At 71.9% G+C, this 14,324-nt stretch carries 16 protein-coding genes; 13 read left to right on the forward strand and 3 right to left on the reverse strand.

What is annotated here, in order from left to right:
• The first annotated feature begins 132 nt into the window (after positions 1 to 132).
• The 3 genes from ACFT9I_RS32265 (at position 133) to ACFT9I_RS32275 (ending at position 2,690) form a co-directional block, all read left to right on the forward strand.
• Positions 133 to 1,335, forward strand: a complete 1,203-nt coding sequence (locus ACFT9I_RS32265; protein ID WP_382570138.1) for a sensor histidine kinase — start codon at positions 133 to 135, stop codon at positions 1,333 to 1,335.
• A 75-nt stretch (positions 1,336 to 1,410) separates the two neighbouring features.
• The gene (locus tag ACFT9I_RS32270) at positions 1,411 to 2,088 is read left to right on the forward strand and encodes a response regulator (RefSeq protein ID WP_382570140.1); all 678 of its coding nucleotides are present in this window, start codon (positions 1,411 to 1,413) and stop codon (positions 2,086 to 2,088) included.
• Entirely contained in the window at positions 2,088 to 2,690 is a 603-nt protein-coding gene (locus tag ACFT9I_RS32275; RefSeq protein WP_382570142.1) for an AAA family ATPase, read from the forward strand. The genes ACFT9I_RS32270 and ACFT9I_RS32275 overlap by 1 nt, the downstream gene beginning before the upstream one ends.
• 84 nt (positions 2,691 to 2,774) lie before the next feature.
• On the opposite strand, the gene ACFT9I_RS32280 is transcribed toward ACFT9I_RS32275, so the two are convergent.
• Both ACFT9I_RS32280 and ACFT9I_RS32285 read right to left on the reverse strand, forming a co-directional pair.
• Positions 2,775 to 3,866 (reverse strand): DUF5937 family protein, encoded by a 1,092-nt coding sequence (locus ACFT9I_RS32280; RefSeq protein ID WP_382570144.1) that lies wholly within the window; start codon positions 3,864 to 3,866, stop codon positions 2,775 to 2,777.
• 54 nt (positions 3,867 to 3,920) lie between these two features.
• The gene (locus tag ACFT9I_RS32285) at positions 3,921 to 5,183 is read right to left on the reverse strand and encodes a threonine aldolase family protein (protein WP_382570146.1); all 1,263 of its coding nucleotides are present in this window, start codon (positions 5,181 to 5,183) and stop codon (positions 3,921 to 3,923) included.
• Positions 5,184 to 5,338: 155 nt separating this feature from the next.
• On the opposite strand from ACFT9I_RS32285, the gene ACFT9I_RS32290 reads away from it, so the two are divergent.
• From ACFT9I_RS32290 to ACFT9I_RS32335, 10 genes are all read left to right on the forward strand, one after another.
• Positions 5,339 to 6,280, forward strand: coding sequence for a Rossmann-like and DUF2520 domain-containing protein (locus ACFT9I_RS32290; RefSeq protein ID WP_382570147.1), 942 nt, complete (start codon positions 5,339 to 5,341; stop codon positions 6,278 to 6,280).
• Positions 6,277 to 7,350 carry a pantoate--beta-alanine ligase gene (panC, locus tag ACFT9I_RS32295; RefSeq protein WP_382570149.1) on the forward strand — a complete coding sequence of 358 codons (1,074 nt, stop codon included), beginning with the start codon at positions 6,277 to 6,279 and terminating at the stop codon, positions 7,348 to 7,350. The genes ACFT9I_RS32290 and panC overlap by 4 nt, the downstream gene beginning before the upstream one ends.
• A complete protein-coding gene (locus tag ACFT9I_RS32300) occupies positions 7,347 to 9,116 on the forward strand; it encodes an L-aspartate oxidase (protein ID WP_382570151.1) in 1,770 nt (589 codons plus the stop codon). Before panC ends, ACFT9I_RS32300 begins: the two co-directional genes overlap by 4 nt.
• Positions 9,113 to 10,135 (forward strand): carboxylating nicotinate-nucleotide diphosphorylase, encoded by a 1,023-nt coding sequence (gene nadC, locus ACFT9I_RS32305; protein WP_382570153.1) that lies wholly within the window; start codon positions 9,113 to 9,115, stop codon positions 10,133 to 10,135. The genes ACFT9I_RS32300 and nadC overlap by 4 nt, the downstream gene beginning before the upstream one ends.
• A complete protein-coding gene (locus tag ACFT9I_RS32310; RefSeq protein WP_382570155.1) occupies positions 10,135 to 10,932 on the forward strand; it encodes a type III pantothenate kinase in 798 nt (265 codons plus the stop codon). Before nadC ends, ACFT9I_RS32310 begins: the two co-directional genes overlap by 1 nt.
• Positions 10,933 to 11,140: 208 nt before the next feature.
• A complete protein-coding gene (locus tag ACFT9I_RS32315) occupies positions 11,141 to 11,752 on the forward strand; it encodes a hypothetical protein (protein WP_382570186.1) in 612 nt (203 codons plus the stop codon).
• Between the two features lie 13 nt (positions 11,753 to 11,765).
• Positions 11,766 to 11,948: a hypothetical protein gene (locus tag ACFT9I_RS32320; protein ID WP_382570156.1), complete on the forward strand. Its 183-nt coding sequence runs from the start codon at positions 11,766 to 11,768 to the stop codon at positions 11,946 to 11,948.
• Positions 11,949 to 12,053: 105 nt separating this feature from the next.
• Positions 12,054 to 12,575: a BlaI/MecI/CopY family transcriptional regulator gene (locus tag ACFT9I_RS32325; RefSeq protein WP_382570158.1), complete on the forward strand. Its 522-nt coding sequence runs from the start codon at positions 12,054 to 12,056 to the stop codon at positions 12,573 to 12,575.
• 9 nt (positions 12,576 to 12,584) lie between these two features.
• Positions 12,585 to 13,118, forward strand: a complete 534-nt coding sequence (locus ACFT9I_RS32330) for an amino-acid N-acetyltransferase (RefSeq protein WP_382570160.1) — start codon at positions 12,585 to 12,587, stop codon at positions 13,116 to 13,118.
• 144 nt (positions 13,119 to 13,262) lie between these two features.
• Positions 13,263 to 13,598 carry an Lsr2 family protein gene (locus tag ACFT9I_RS32335; RefSeq protein ID WP_023539576.1) on the forward strand — a complete coding sequence of 112 codons (336 nt, stop codon included), beginning with the start codon at positions 13,263 to 13,265 and terminating at the stop codon, positions 13,596 to 13,598.
• Here the strand turns inward: ACFT9I_RS32335 and ACFT9I_RS32340 are convergent.
• Entirely contained in the window at positions 13,577 to 14,239 is a 663-nt protein-coding gene (locus ACFT9I_RS32340) for an SCO3374 family protein (RefSeq protein WP_382570162.1), read from the reverse strand. The two genes, ACFT9I_RS32335 and ACFT9I_RS32340, sit on opposite strands and share 22 nt — an antisense overlap.
• Between the last annotated feature and the right edge of the window lie 85 nt (positions 14,240 to 14,324).

The raw sequence follows: 14,324 nt of genomic DNA on the forward strand, positions 1-14,324 counted from the left end.
GTGAGCCTCGTCGCACTTACACGTCTCATCCGTCACATCCCCAAGTCTCCACCTTGGGGAGTACGTATCGACCGACCGGATCGGCCCTCCGGTTGACCCTTCCACCTCTACGGCATCCCTACGCTGGGTTACGTGCAGCGCCTCTATGATTTTCTCCGCAGACACCCGACGGGCGTCGACAGCTTCTGGGCTGTGATGCTCTTCGGGATCTCCGTGCTGTTCGTGGGGGCGGAGCGGGACATCGGCACCGAGACGACGGGTGTCTCCCTCGTCGTCGTCCTGCTGCTGTCGCTGACCGTCGCGCTGCGCCGACGCGCACCGGACAAGATGCTGCTGCTCGCCGCCGGCCTGGGCGTCGTCCAGCTGCTGACCGATGTCATCGTCAATCCGGCCGACTTCGCCATGCTGGCGCTCATCTACACGGTCGCCGCCCGCGGCGGTCCGCGCTGGGCCTCCCGGCTGGGGCTGATCGGCGGGGTGGCCGCGGCGCCGCTGGCGCAGGTGCGCTGGCCCACGAGCGAGACCAGCCTCAGCGGGCAGATCTTCCTCACCGTCGTGCTGACCGTGCCCTTCGTGCTCGCCTGGGTGCTCGGCGACTCGATCCGGACCCGCCGCGCCTACTTCGCGCAGCTGGAGGAGCGGGCCACCCGGCTGGAGAAGGAGCGCGAGGCGCAGGCCAAGGTGGCCGTCGCCGCCGAGCGCGCGCGGATCGCGCGTGAGCTGCACGACGTCGTCGCGCACAACGTGTCGGTCATGGTCGTGCAGGCCGACGGCGCCGCCTACGTCATGGACGCCGCGCCCGAGCAGGCCAGACAGGCCCTGGAGACCATCTCGGGCACCGGACGGCAGGCGCTGGCGGAGATGCGCCGGCTGCTCGGTGTGCTGCGGACCGGAGACGTCAAGGAGAGCGGCGAGTACGTGCCGCAGCCCGACGTCCAGCAGATAGAGGACCTGGTCGAGCAGGTGCGGTCGGCGGGGCTCACCGTGGACTTCAAGGTCGAGGGCACTCCCCGGTCGCTGCCGAGCGGCGTGGAGCTCACCGCGTACCGGATCGTGCAGGAAGCGCTGACGAACAGCCGTAAGCACGGTGGACCCGATGTGGGGGCCAGCGTGCGTCTGGTCTACTTCGACGACGGGCTCGGACTCCTGGTCGAGGACGACGGGCGCGGCGCGGGCCACGAGCTGTATGTGGACGGCGGCGCGGACGGCCGGGGGCACGGTCTCATCGGGATGCGGGAGCGCGTCGGCATGGTCGGCGGCACGCTCGACGCGGGGCCGCGGCCGGGGGGCGGCTTCCGGATCAGCGCGCTGCTTCCGCTGAAGCCCGCGCACTGAGCGGCGACCGCCACCGTCGCCACCCCCACCCACTCACCCACCGACCACCGCACCCAACGGACAAGGAACCCGCCGATGTCGATCCGCGTGATGCTCGTCGACGACCAGGTGCTGCTGCGCACCGGTTTTCGTATGGTGCTGGCCGCACAGCCGGACATGGAGGTCGTCGCGGAGGCGGGCGACGGCGCGGAGGCGATCGAGAATCTGCGCGCCACGGCCGTGGACGTCGTCCTCATGGACGTACGCATGCCACGCCTGGACGGCGTGGAGGCGACCCGGCGCATCTGCGCGGAGCCCGACGCGCCCAAGGTGCTCATCCTGACGACGTTCGACCTCGACGAGTACGCCTTCTCGGGGCTCAAGGCGGGCGCCAGCGGCTTCATGCTCAAGGACGTGCCGCCGTCCGAGCTGCTGACCGCGATCCGCGCCGTGCACAGCGGTGACGCGGTCGTCGCACCGTCCACGACGCGGCGGCTGCTCGACCGCTTCTCGGCGATGCTGCCGAGCGGCAAGGAGAACAGGGCGGCCACCGGCGCGCTGGAGCGGCTGACGGGCCGCGAGCGCGAAGTGATGCTCCTGGTCGCCCAGGGCCTGTCGAACGGTGAGATCGCCGCCCGGCTGGTGCTCTCCGAGGCGACCGTGAAGACGCACGTCGGCCGCATCCTCACCAAGCTCGCGCTGCGCGACCGGGTGCAGGTCGTGGTGCTCGCGTACGAGTCGGGGCTGGTGCGCGCGGGGGGCGGAGCCGTCTGATGCTCCTGTGGCTCAACGGGCCCTTCGGCGGCGGGAAGACGCAGACCGCGCACGAGATCGCGCGGCGGCTGCCGGGCAGTGTCGTCTGCGATCCCGAGCGGGTCGGGTTCGGTTTGCACCGCATGATGCCCGCCGGGCTCCGGGGGGACTTCCAGGACCTGCCCGCCTGGCGGCAGGGGGTCCACGACGTGCTCGACCTGACGCTGCGCGAGTACGACGGCACGGTGATCGCCCCCATGACGCTCGTCGACGACGGCTACTTCAAGGAGATCGTCGGGCGGTTGCGCGAAGAGGGGCACGACGTACGTCACTTCGCGCTGCTCGCCGCGCGCGGGACCGTCCTGAAGAGGCTCACCGAGCGCGGGCTGGGGCTCGGACTCAAGCGGGAGAGCTTCGCGGTCGCCAAGCTGGACCACTGTCTGGAGCGGCTGTCCCGGCCGGAGTTCGGTGAGCACATCCGTACCGATGGCATGACGGTCCCTCAGGTCGCCGACGCCATCGCCGCCTCGGCGGGGCTGCGGCTCGCCCCGAACACCGACAGTGCGCTCCGCCACCGGCTGCGCCGCGCCTGGACCGGTATCAAGCACATCCGCTTCGACTGAGGTCGAGTGAGGGTCGACCGAGGTTCGGCTGATTCGAGCGGGCTTCGACCGAGGGTTTACCGAGGCCGTGTGCGGGCCGGGGTGTCACCGCAGCACGCCCTCCAGGAAGTCGCTGCCGAGCCGGGCCACCAGGGTCACGTTCAACTGATGCAGCACGTAGCGGCCCCGGCGGCGGGTCGTCAGCAGCCCGGCCTTGCGCATCACGGAGAGATGCCGGGACACCTCCGGCGCCGTGATCCCGTACGTGTCGGCCAGCTCACCGGTCGTGTACGAGCCCCGCGCGAGACTCCGGCACAGCCGCATCCGCATGGGGTGCGCCACCGCCTCCAGCCGCAGCTTGACCACCTCCACCGAGGGCGCGCCGCCCGACGGCTCCGGGCTGCCCACCGGGTACTGCACGACCGGCTGCCAGCCGGGCGCGTGCAGCGCGATCAGATGCGGCCAGCCGAAGGCGGTCGGCAGGAAGGTCAGACCCGATCCGGCGGCGCTCGTGCGGCCCGAGGAGAGCTTGTCCACGACGACGGCGATGGCCGGTCCCGTCTCCTGGACGCTCACGGCGGACGAGACGGCGGCGACGGCCTCCGCCAGGCCCTTGTGCCGCAGCAGTTCGGTCTTGTGCCGGGCGTCGGCGGCCAGTTGGACCCGGACGCGCCGCCAGGTGTCGGCGAAGAACGCCTCGTCGCAGTCCTCCAGCAGCCGCCGTATCCACGCACGGACGGCGGGCGGGTCGGCCAGCATCCGCCGGATGAACGCGGACTGGCGCGGCCCGCGCGCCGCCGCCAGCTCCAGCACGCGCTCGCGCGTCCCGGCGTCCACGAGCGGGGACGGCGCGCCCGTGTCGTACTGACTGGCGCAGGAGATCTCCAGCGCCGCCGCCACGTACTGCTCGTCCGGCATCGTGTCGAGGTCGTCCAGCTCCTCGGCCAGCGTCTCGCGGGGGCGGGCGGGCAGCAGGATGTCGGAGCGTGTGGAGCGCCACAGGAAATCCGCCTCGTGCAGCCGGTCGGCCAGCTCGGGCTTGAGACCGGCGGACGTGGACGTGGCCCAGCCGTGGAGCCGGGCGTGGTGGCCGGGCTCGGACAGCGCGTGCAGGGCCGCGCCCAGCTCGGCGAGCGGGGACGGTCCGAAGACGATCCGCTCGTGGGGCAGCCCGGTGATGTCGATGGTCACGCTCATGCGTCCATGCTGCACGCCACCACTGACAGCGCGGCGGACGATTGACGGCCTCGGTCAATCGGCGGTCGTATCGGCGGTTCCGTCGGCGGTCTCGTCGGCGGGCCCGTCGGTGAGCTTGTCCACGCGGGCGTTCTCCGCCTCCACAAGCGCCATGAACTCCCGTACGGCCTGCCGGACGTCGTCCGCCGTCCACTCCAGCCCGGCCGCCCCCACGGTCACCTCCGTCACCGCAACACCAGGCGGCCCCGCGCCCGAGTCGAACCAGCGGCGGAACAGCGTCACACCGGTCTCCTCGGCCTGCCGCACCGCCGCCTCGCTCAGCACCCGCGCCTCGTACGGAAGCCACACCTGGAACTGGTGGGTATGAGGCCGCCGCGGGTGCACCCGGAACCACGGCGCGAGCGGCCCGGCGTCCGACCCCGACCCCGGCTCAGACGCCGACCCCGCGAACCCCTCCGCCAGCGCCGCCGCGACCACGCGCGCGTGCGCGACGTACGACGGCAGCCGCGGCAGCTCCCGCTCAAGCCCCAGCAGAGCGGACAGCGCCGCCGGATACTGCTGGAAGACCTGCCCTCCGTACCGATGCCGCCACACCCGCGCCTCCTCGACCACCGCCGAAGGCCCCACGAGCATCGCCCCGGACATCCCGTCCAAGGACTTGTAGAAGGACACGTACACGCTGTCCGCGAGCCCCGCGATCTCCTCCAGCGGCCGGCCGAAGTGCGTCACGCACTCCCACAGTCGCGCGCCGTCGAAGTGCACCACCGCGTCCCGCTCGCGCGCCGCCGCCACCACGGCGACGAGTTCGTCCCACGTCGGCAGCACGAACCCGGCGTCGCGCAGCGGCAGTTCCAGCGCCAGCGTGCCGAACGGCTCGTCCGCCGCGTGGATCTCGTCGGCCGTCGGCAGCCGGGGCTCGGACGTCGGGTGGATCGTACGGAGGCCGCTCACGACCGACAGGGCGCCTCCCTCGTGGACCTCCGGGTGCGCCAGCGGATGCAGTGCCACGGTCGCGTTCCCGGTGCGCCCCGCCCAGCACCGCAGCGCCACCTGCTGCGCCATGGTCCCGGTCGGGAAGAACGCGGCGGCCGGGAAGCCGAGCAGGGACGCCACCCGGCTCTCCAGCTCGGCGACAACCCCGCCCCCGTACACGTCCGTCCATTCGTCCAGGTCGTAGACCGAGGACGCGTCGGCAGCCAGCGTGGCCAGCCGTTCACCGACGGGCCGGTCGGCGGAGCTTCGCCAGAGCGTCCGCCCGGAGGCCAGCCAGGCGGCCAGTCGCCGTCGTCGTTCGTCCTGCTCGCTCGTGTCTCCCATGGTGCGATCATCGCCCACGGCGAGCGCCCCGCCCAGCGCTTTTGCCGGGGCCGCCCACAGCCTGTGGACAGTCGGGGAATGCCACGAAACGCTGGCGTAGCATGGCGAGAAATCGTCCGGTACCCGTCGCGGACTGGAACGGAAGGCCCCACCGCGTGAACGCATCAGCACTCCCCACCGATCCTCGTGACCCGAGGGACAGGCCCGCCCGGCTCACGGTCGGAGTCGTCGGTTCCGGCCGCGTCGGACCGACGCTGGCCGCCGCTCTCCAGCTCGCCGGCCACCGCCCGGTGGCCGCCTCGGGCGTCTCGGACGCTTCCGTACGGAGGGCGGCCGTCCTCCTTCCCGACGTGCCCCTCGTGACGCCCGCCGAAGTGCTCGCCCGCGCCGAACTGGTGCTGCTGACCGTCCCGGACGACGCGCTGCCCGGTCTGGTCGAAGGGCTCGCCGAGACCGGAGCCGTTCGTCCGGGACAGCTGCTGGTCCACACGTCGGGTCGGTACGGCACGAAGGTGCTGTCGCCCGCCCTGCACGCGGGCGCGCTGCCGCTCGCGCTCCACCCCGCGATGACGTTCACGGGCACCTCCGTGGACGTCCAGCGGCTGGCGGGCTGCTCCTTCGGGGTCACGGCGCCCGAGGAACTGCGCCTGGCCGCCGAGGCGTTGGTCATCGAGATGGGCGGCGAGCCCGAGTGGATCGAGGAGGACGCCCGCCCGCTCTACCACGCGGCTCTGGCGCTCGGTGCGAACCACCTGGTCACGCTGGTCGCCCAGTCCATGGAGCTGCTGAGCAAGGCCGGGGTCGAGGCCCCGGACAGAATGCTCGGCCCGCTCCTCGGCGCCGCCCTCGACAACGCGCTGCGCTCCGGCGACGCCGCGCTCACCGGCCCCGTGGCGCGCGGCGACGCGGGCACCGTCGCCGCGCATGTCGCCGAGCTGCGCGAGCACGCGCCCGCCGCCGTGCCCGGCTATCTGGCGATGGCCCGTACGACGGCCGACCGGGCACTCGCCCACGGCCTGCTCAAGCCGGCGCTGGCCGAGGACCTGCTGGACGTTCTCGCCGACGGCGACCACCCCCGGGGGAGCGACGACCGATGAGCCTCGAACTGGCCTCCACGCGCGCGGAGCTGGACGGGCTGCTCGCCCGGCACGGCGACGCGCGGACAGCCGTACGGGAGAAGCCAGCCGTACGGGAGAAGACACCCGCCCCGCGCACCGCCGTCGTCATGACGATGGGCGCCCTTCACGACGGCCACGCCGCGCTCGTACGGGCCGCCCGCGCGCACGTCGGCCCGGCCGGCTTCGTCGTCGTCACCGTCTTCGTCAACCCGCTCCAGTTCGGCGCGGGCGAAGACCTCGACCGCTACCCCCGGACCCTCGAATCGGACCTGAAGACGGCCGAGGCGGCAGGCGCCGACGCAGTGTTCGCGCCGTCCACCGACGAGGTGTACCCGGGCGGCGCCCCCCAGGTACGGATCTCCGCCGGACCCATGGGGGAGCGCCTCGAAGGCGCCGCGCGGCCGGGCCACTTCGACGGCATGCTCACCGTCGTCGCGAAGCTGCTGCACCTCACCCGCCCCGACGTCGCCTTCTACGGACAGAAGGACGCCCAGCAGCTCGGGCTGATCCGGCGGATGACCCGCGATCTGAACTTCCCCGTCGAGATCGTCGGTGTGCCCACGGTCCGGGAGGACGACGGTCTCGCGCTGTCCAGCCGCAACCGTTTCCTCTCCACCGCCGAACGCCGGACCGCGCTCGCGCTCTCCCGCGCCCTGTTCGCCGCGCGGGACCGCCTCGGCGCCCAGCACGCGCTGCGCGCCCGCGCGGAGTCCGCGCCCACGTCCAAGGCCCGCGCGGCCGCCCTCTCGGCGCTGGGCGAGGCCCGCGCCGCCGCCGACACCCACGCCGTGGCGCACGCGGCGTCGCGTACGCCGCAGGCGCCCGGCTGCGGCGCCCACGCCGTACGGTCGGCGGCCCGTGTCGTCCTCGACCAGGCGGTCAGGGACAACCAGTCCTTCATGCTCGACTACCTCGCGCTCGTGGACCCCGCCGACTTCACCGAGGTCCCCGACGACCACACCGGCGATGCGGTTCTCGCCGTGGCCGCACGGGTCGGCACGACGCGACTGATCGACAACATCCCCCTGACGTTCGGAGCCGCCCAGTGACCGCCGAGTCCGCACGGGAGTCGAGCCCGGGCCAGCCGGCCGGCATCCAGCTCACCGCGCCCGTGCCCGGCTGGGCCATCGACGCCGACGTGGTCGTCGTCGGCTCCGGTGTCGCCGGGCTCACCGCGGCACTGCGCTGCACGGCGGCCGGGCTCAGGACGGTCGTCGTCACCAAGGCCCGCCTCGACGACGGCTCCACCCGCTGGGCGCAGGGCGGCATCGCCGCCGCCCTCGGCGAGGGCGACACCCCCGAGCAGCACCTCAGCGACACCCTCGTCGCGGGCGCGGGCCTCTGCGACGAGGAGGCCGTACGCACCCTGGTCACCGAGGGGCCGGACGCCGTACGCCGTCTGATCGGGACCGGCGCGCGGTTCGACACCTCCGCGACGGGCGATCTCCAGCTGACCCGCGAGGGAGGCCACCACCGCCGCCGTATCGCCCACGCGGGCGGCGACGCGACCGGCGCGGAGGTCTCCCGCGCCCTGGTGGACGCGGTGCGCGACGCCTCCCTCCGTACGATCGAGAACGCGCTGGTGCTCGATCTCCTTACGGATGAGGACGGCAACACCTCCGGCGTCACCCTCCATGTGATGGGCGAGGGCCAGCACGACGGCGTCGGCGCCGTCCGCGCCCCCGCCGTCGTCCTGGCCACCGGCGGTATGGGCCAGGTCTTCTCGGCGACGACCAACCCCGCCGTCTCGACCGGCGACGGCGTGGCCCTCGCGCTGCGGGCCGGCGCGGAGGTCTCCGACCTCGAATTCGTGCAGTTCCACCCGACGGTGCTCTTCCTCGGCGCCGGTTCGGAGGGCCAGCAGCCGCTGGTCTCCGAGGCGGTACGGGGCGAGGGCGCCCATCTCGTGGACGCCGACGGGGTCCGCTTCATGCTCGACCAGCACGAACTCGCCGAGCTGGCGCCCCGCGACATCGTCGCCAAGGGCATCATGCGCCGCATGCGGGAGCAGGGCGCCGAGCACATGTATCTGGACGCCAGGCACTTCGGCGCGGAGATGTGGGCCACCCGCTTCCCCACGATCCTCGCCGCCTGCCGGTCGCACGGCATCGACCCGGTCACCGAGCCGATCCCGGTCGCGCCCGCCGCGCACTACGCCTCCGGCGGCGTCGTCACGGACCTGCGCGGCCGCACCACCGTGCCGGGCCTGTACGCGTGCGGCGAGGTGGCCTGCACGGGCGTGCACGGCGCGAACCGGCTGGCGTCCAACTCCCTTCTCGAAGGGCTGGTGTTCGCCGAGCGCATCGCGGCGGACATCGCCGTGGTCGCGGCGGACCCCCGCCCCGTCTCCCGGAGCGCGGCCGGCGCCCGCGCGTCGGCCGACTCCACCGCCCTCCTGCCGCTCATCGCGCCCGAGGCCCGCCGCACGATCCAGCGGATCATGTCCGAAGGTGCGAGCGTCCTCAGGTCCGCCACGAGCCTGGGCGTGGCCGCCGAGGCCCTGGAGGCGGTGTACCAGGACGCGCTGCGTCCTACGGACCCCGGAAAGCCCGCCCAGCCGGGCGTCGAGTCGTGGGAGACCTCCAACCTCCTGTGCGTCGCCCGCGTCCTGGTGGCCGCCGCCCTGGAGCGCGAGGAGACCCGCGGCTGCCACTGGCGCGAGGACTTTCCCGAGCGGAACGAAACCGACTGGCGCCGCCACCTCGTCGTACGCCTCGGCACGGGCCGCGCCCTGGAGCTGGGCCGGACCGACACCCCCGCATTTCCCGCCGTACACCCCGTAGATCCCCCCGTCCCCAGGGAGCCGTCACCGTGAGCACGCCCGAAGACAGTCCACGCCCCGAGGCCGTGGACGTACCGCTCATCCAGATCGGCGCCCCGGCGTCCGCCGCCGGGGGCTGCGGCGACGGCTGCGGCTGTGCCGACGGCGAGGACTCCCTGGAGTGCGGTCTCGACCCCGCGCTCGCCGCTCTGCTGGCCGACGCCGGACTCGACCCCGTCCAGGTCGAGGACATCGCCCACGTCGCCATCGGCGAGGACCTCGACCACGGCGTGGACGTGACCAGCGTCGCGACCGTCCCCGCCGACGCCGTCGCCACCGGCGACTTCACGGCCCGCAGGAACGGCACGGTCGCCGGACTGCGTGTCGCCGAGGCCGTCCTGTCCCTCGTCTGTACGGAGGACTTCGAGGTCGAGAGGCACGTCGAGGACGGCGACCGCGTCGAGGCCGGCCAGAAGCTCCTCAGCGTCACCACCCGCACCCGTGACCTGCTCACCGGCGAGCGCAGCGCGCTGAACCTCCTGTGCAGGCTCTCCGGCATCGCGACCGCCACGCGCGCGTGGGCCGACGCGCTCGAAGGCACCGGCGCGAAGGTCCGTGACACCCGTAAGACGACCCCGGGCCTGCGTGCCCTGGAGAAGTACGCGGTGCGCTGCGGCGGCGGTGTCAACCACCGGATGTCGCTCTCCGACGCCGCGCTCGTCAAGGACAACCACGTGGTGGCCGCCGGCGGGGTCGCGGAGGCCTTCAAGGCCGTACGGGACCAGTTCCCCGACCTGGCGATCGAGGTGGAGACCGACACGCTCCAGCAGGTCCGTGAGGTTCTCGACGCGGGCGCCGACCTGATCCTGCTGGACAACTTCACCCCGGCCGAGACCGCGGAGGCCGTCGCGCTCGTCGCCGGCCGGGCCCTGCTGGAATCGTCCGGCACGCTCTCCCTGGAGAACGCCCGCGCGTACGCCGACACCGGCGTCGACTATCTCGCCGTCGGCGCCCTCACGCACTCCGCCCCGATCCTCGACATCGGCCTCGACCTGCGCGAGGCGGGTGTCTGATGCTGCTCACCATCGACGTCGGCAACACCCACACCGTCCTCGGTCTCTTCGACGGCGAGGAGATCGTCGAGCACTGGCGCGTTTCCACGGACTCGCGCCGTACGGCCGACGAACTCGCCGTTCTCCTTCAGGGACTGATGGGGATGCATCCGCTGCTCGGCGACGAACTGGGCGACGGCATCGAGGGCATCGCGATCTGCTCCACCGTGCCGTCCGTCCTGCACGAGCTGCGCGAGGTGACCCGCCGCTACTACGGAGACGTCCCCGCCGTCCTGGTCGAGCCGGGCATCAAGACCGGTGTACCGATCCTGGTGGACAACCCCAAGGAGGTCGGCGCCGACCGGATCATCAACTCGGTCGCCGCCGTCGAGCTGTACGGCGGTCCCGCGGTCGTCGTGGACTTCGGCACGGCCACGACGTTCGACGCGGTCAGCGCGCGCGGGGAGTACACGGGCGGGGTCATCGCGCCCGGCATCGAGATCTCCGTGGAGGCGCTCGGCATCAAGGGAGCCCAGCTGCGCAAGATCGAGCTGGCGAGGCCGCGCAGCGTCATCGGCAAGAACACGGTCGAGGCGATGCAGTCGGGCATCGTGTACGGATTCGCCGGCCAGGTCGACGGGGTCGTGACCCGGATGGCACGCGAGCTGGCGGAGGACCCGGGCGAGGTGACCGTGATCGCGACGGGCGGCCTGGCGCCGATCATCCTCGGCGAGGCGTCGGTCATCGACGAGCACGAGCCGTGGCTGACGCTGATCGGACTACGACTGGTGTACGAGCGGAACGTCTCGCGCATGTAGGCCCCGACCGGTACGCCCTCGTTCGCCGGACGGCCCCACAGCGGCCCGTCCGGCGAACGAGGCGAACGAGACGGCCAAGGTCGTGCCAGGTCGCGGCAGGTCGAGGAGCCCGACACCCCGCCGCGCCGCACCTGTCGCGTTTAGAAGATTTTGTGCGGTTCGTGAGTATCGTCACCTCATGCCCACGCCCTACGGATCCCGCGGCGGCATGGCGTTCGGCGCAGACGAGTTGCGTGTGCTCCGAGGCGCCCTCGCCGTCGCCCTCCACCCCGCTCCCCTCCCCGACGAGGACGTCCAGGCCTGCCTGCGCCTCGCCGAGTCCGTGGACGAGGCGGTCCGCGAGGCCGGTCGGCTGCGCGCCTTCCTTCTCGCCGACCTCGCCCGCTACCGCGCTGCGCTTCCCGGCTCGGCCGCCGGCTATCTGGAGCTTCTCCAGGACGCCCTGGCAGCCGGGTACGACCCCCGCCCGGAGGACCTCATGGCTCTGCGCACCCTGCGCGCCGCACCCGTCGCCGCCGCGCTGCTCGACCGCTGTCAGCGGATCGCCGAGAACTCCGTACGGGCCCGGCTCGCGGGCCGGTCGCCCGCCGCCCCCGCGCCCCGTACCCGGCTGCTCGCGCTCCAGGGCGGCCGCGCCGCGGCCGACCCGGAGCCTCCCAAGGAGGAGCCGGGAAAGGAGCCGGGGAAGCAGCCCGCGCCGCCGCGTCGCCCGGCGGCCCCCGGCCGCCCCGCCACCGAGCGCCCGATGCCCAAACCGTCGGAGGTCTTCCCGCCACGCCGTAAGCCCGCGCCCCCGCAGGAGCGACGCGCCGCCGGATAGCTACTCTTGAGCCATGGACTACGTATCCGCTCTCGTGCCGCCCGTGGTGATGGCCGCTTTCTTCATCGGTCTGGTCGTGACGATCGTCAAGAGCCAGGGCGGGGACAACAAGGCGAAGGAGGACGCGGCCGTGGACGCCGCGCTCGCCCGCGCGGAGGCTGTCGAGCAGCAGGGCGGCAGCCCTTCCGGCGCCTGACGGCCGCACGGTCGTAGATCAGGACGTACGACTTCCGCCAGGTCGTACGTCCTTTTTGTAACGTCAATAACCGGCCATTCAGACATCTCGCACTATGGTGACGATGTGCCCCGCCAATTGGGAGATCTGGAAGACGCCGTCATGAGTCGCGTCTGGCAATGGAACCGTCCGGTCACCGTCCGGGAAGTCCTCGAAGACCTTCAGCGGGAACGGTCCATCGCCTACACGACCGTGATGACCGTAATGGACAATCTCCATCAGAAGGGCTGGGTACGCAGGGAAGTCGACGGCCGCGCCTATAGATATACGGCGGTCTCCACCCGCGCCGCCTACGCGGCCGCGCTGATGAACGAAGCCTGGTCGAAGAGCGACAACCCGGCGGCCGCTCTTGTCGCCTTCTTCGGGATGATGTCGGCGACGCAGCGCGACGCCCTGGAGGACGCGGTGCGTATGGTGCGCACCGACCGGCCGGAAGTGATCCCCGAGGCCGCGCCGGAGACGGCGCCGGAAGCCCCGCCGGAAGCGACCCCCGAAGTACCGCCCGGATCGCAGTCCGAAGTGCCGCCCGAAGTGCCGGGCGAAGTCCCGTCCGAGGGCGCCGACCGAGAGCATCCCGCGGGGCGATAGCGTCCAGTCATGTCCTCTGGGGATCCGAAAGCCGCGACAAATGCCATCACCGTCCGGCGGGCCAGGACGAGCGATGTGTCCGCGGTCCGTCGTCTCGTCGACCCGTACGTGAGCGAAGGCATCCTGCTCGACAAAGCGACGGTGACGCTTTACGAGGACATCCAGGAGTTCTGGGTCGCCGAACGCGACGACGACGCGACGGTCGTCGGCTGCGGCGCACTTCATGTGATGTGGGAAGACCTCGCCGAAGTGCGCACTCTCGCGGTGGATCCACGCTTCCGGGGCGACGGCGTCGGACGCCATGTGCTCGACAAGTTGCTGCAGACCGCCCGGTGGCTCGGTGTGCGGCGCGTATTCTGTCTGACCTTCGAAGTCGACTTCTTCATCAAGCACGGCTTCGTGGAGATCGGTGAGACTCCTGTCGACGGAGATGTCTACAGCGAGCTGCTGCGTTCCTATGACGAGGGTGTCGCCGAGTTCCTCGGTCTCGAACGGGTGAAGCCGAACACCTTGGGTAACAGCCGGATGCTTCTGCACCTGTGAGTGGCGGAAGAACCCGGAACCCTATGTCCGAATCGCGCACGTTTCCCGTGTTCTTGTGCTACAGAACCTCTGCCGGGGGTTTGTGTTTTCCTGAGAAAAGCGGTTTCCTTTCGGCGTACTGCATTTTCGATGAAAGGAAAACCGGTGGCACAGAAGGTTCAGGTCCTTCTTGTTGACGACCTCGACGGTGGCGAGGCTGACGAGACCGTCACGTTCGCGCTGGACGGCAAGACCTACGAGATCGACCTCACGAACGCGAATGCCGACAAGCTGCGTGGGCTGCTCGACCCGTACACCAAGAGTGGCCGTCGTACCGGTGGCCGCGCCGCCGGTGGCCGTGGCAAGGGCCGCGCCGCCGCGGGTGGGAACAAGGACACCGCGGAAATTCGCAAGTGGGCCAAGGAGAACGGCTACAGCGTCAACGATCGCGGTCGCGTTCCGGCCGAGATCCGCGAAGCCTACGAGAAGGCCAACGGCTGAGATTTCGTACCCGTCGATTCTCCACGAAGCAATCGGGCCCGGTGGCACTCCGTCGCCGCCGTGTCCACGAGTCGAACGAGATCGGGGACACCCCCACCCCTGTCCCCGAGTCCGGCACTGCCTCCGGGCCCGTGTCCGAAATGAGTGAGAGCCGGCAGCGTCGGTTCCACCTCGCGTCCCGGCTCGGGGGGCCGCAGCCACATGGCGGCCCCCTGCTCCGCCCCCGGACGACCGCCGGCCTTCCCGCCTTTCGGCGGAATCCCTGTCGGGCCTCTCGGCCTTCCCGGCGGCTCCGGAGCGGTCATCCGGCCGTCGGCACCGACGGCGGTCAGATCGAGCGCGATGCCGCCCCACTCCAGCCAGTCGAGCAGCCCCGGCAGTTCGTCCGCGCCGCCCGCGGCCACCAGCAGCCGCATCCGGCCCTCGGCGAGCGCCACCGGCCCGGTCCCGCTCGCGTCGATCCGCCGCAGCAGCGCGGCGCCCGCGTCGGCCGGCAGTTCGAGTACGTCGAAGCGGAGCCCGGTCAGCAGCGCGACGGGTGGTCCCGCGACCGTGGCCCAGCCCAGCTCGTGCTCGTACCAGAAGGCGCTGCCGCCTTCGAGCGGCAGCGGCGCGCGGGGTGACGGAACGGGGAGAGCCATGCACGGACCAACTCCCCGCCCTGGCATTGAGTTACGCACTGTCGATGCATGCTCGCTCTATGTGTTCGCCGCAGGGGCGTACGGA

Source organism: Streptomyces sp. NPDC057137, from assembly GCF_042670825.1.
In the GTDB taxonomy this organism is placed as follows: Bacteria; Actinomycetota; Actinomycetes; order Streptomycetales; family Streptomycetaceae; genus Streptomyces.

Coding starts and splice junctions, on each gene's coding strand:
- ACFT9I_RS32315 (WP_382570186.1), top strand. CDS start 11,141: ATGGCGTTCGGCGCAGACGAGTTGCGTGTGCTCCGAGGCGCCCTCGCC.
- ACFT9I_RS32285 (WP_382570146.1), bottom strand. CDS start 5,183: ATGGGAGACACGAGCGAGCAGGACGAACGACGACGGCGACTGGCCGCC.
- ACFT9I_RS32330 (WP_382570160.1), top strand. CDS start 12,585: ATGTCCTCTGGGGATCCGAAAGCCGCGACAAATGCCATCACCGTCCGG.
- ACFT9I_RS32275 (WP_382570142.1), top strand. CDS start 2,088: ATGCTCCTGTGGCTCAACGGGCCCTTCGGCGGCGGGAAGACGCAGACC.
- ACFT9I_RS32340 (WP_382570162.1), bottom strand. CDS start 14,239: ATGGCTCTCCCCGTTCCGTCACCCCGCGCGCCGCTGCCGCTCGAAGGC.
- ACFT9I_RS32270 (WP_382570140.1), top strand. CDS start 1,411: ATGTCGATCCGCGTGATGCTCGTCGACGACCAGGTGCTGCTGCGCACC.
- panC (WP_382570149.1), top strand. CDS start 6,277: ATGAGCCTCGAACTGGCCTCCACGCGCGCGGAGCTGGACGGGCTGCTC.
- ACFT9I_RS32320 (WP_382570156.1), top strand. CDS start 11,766: ATGGACTACGTATCCGCTCTCGTGCCGCCCGTGGTGATGGCCGCTTTC.
- ACFT9I_RS32310 (WP_382570155.1), top strand. CDS start 10,135: ATGCTGCTCACCATCGACGTCGGCAACACCCACACCGTCCTCGGTCTC.
- ACFT9I_RS32280 (WP_382570144.1), bottom strand. CDS start 3,866: ATGAGCGTGACCATCGACATCACCGGGCTGCCCCACGAGCGGATCGTC.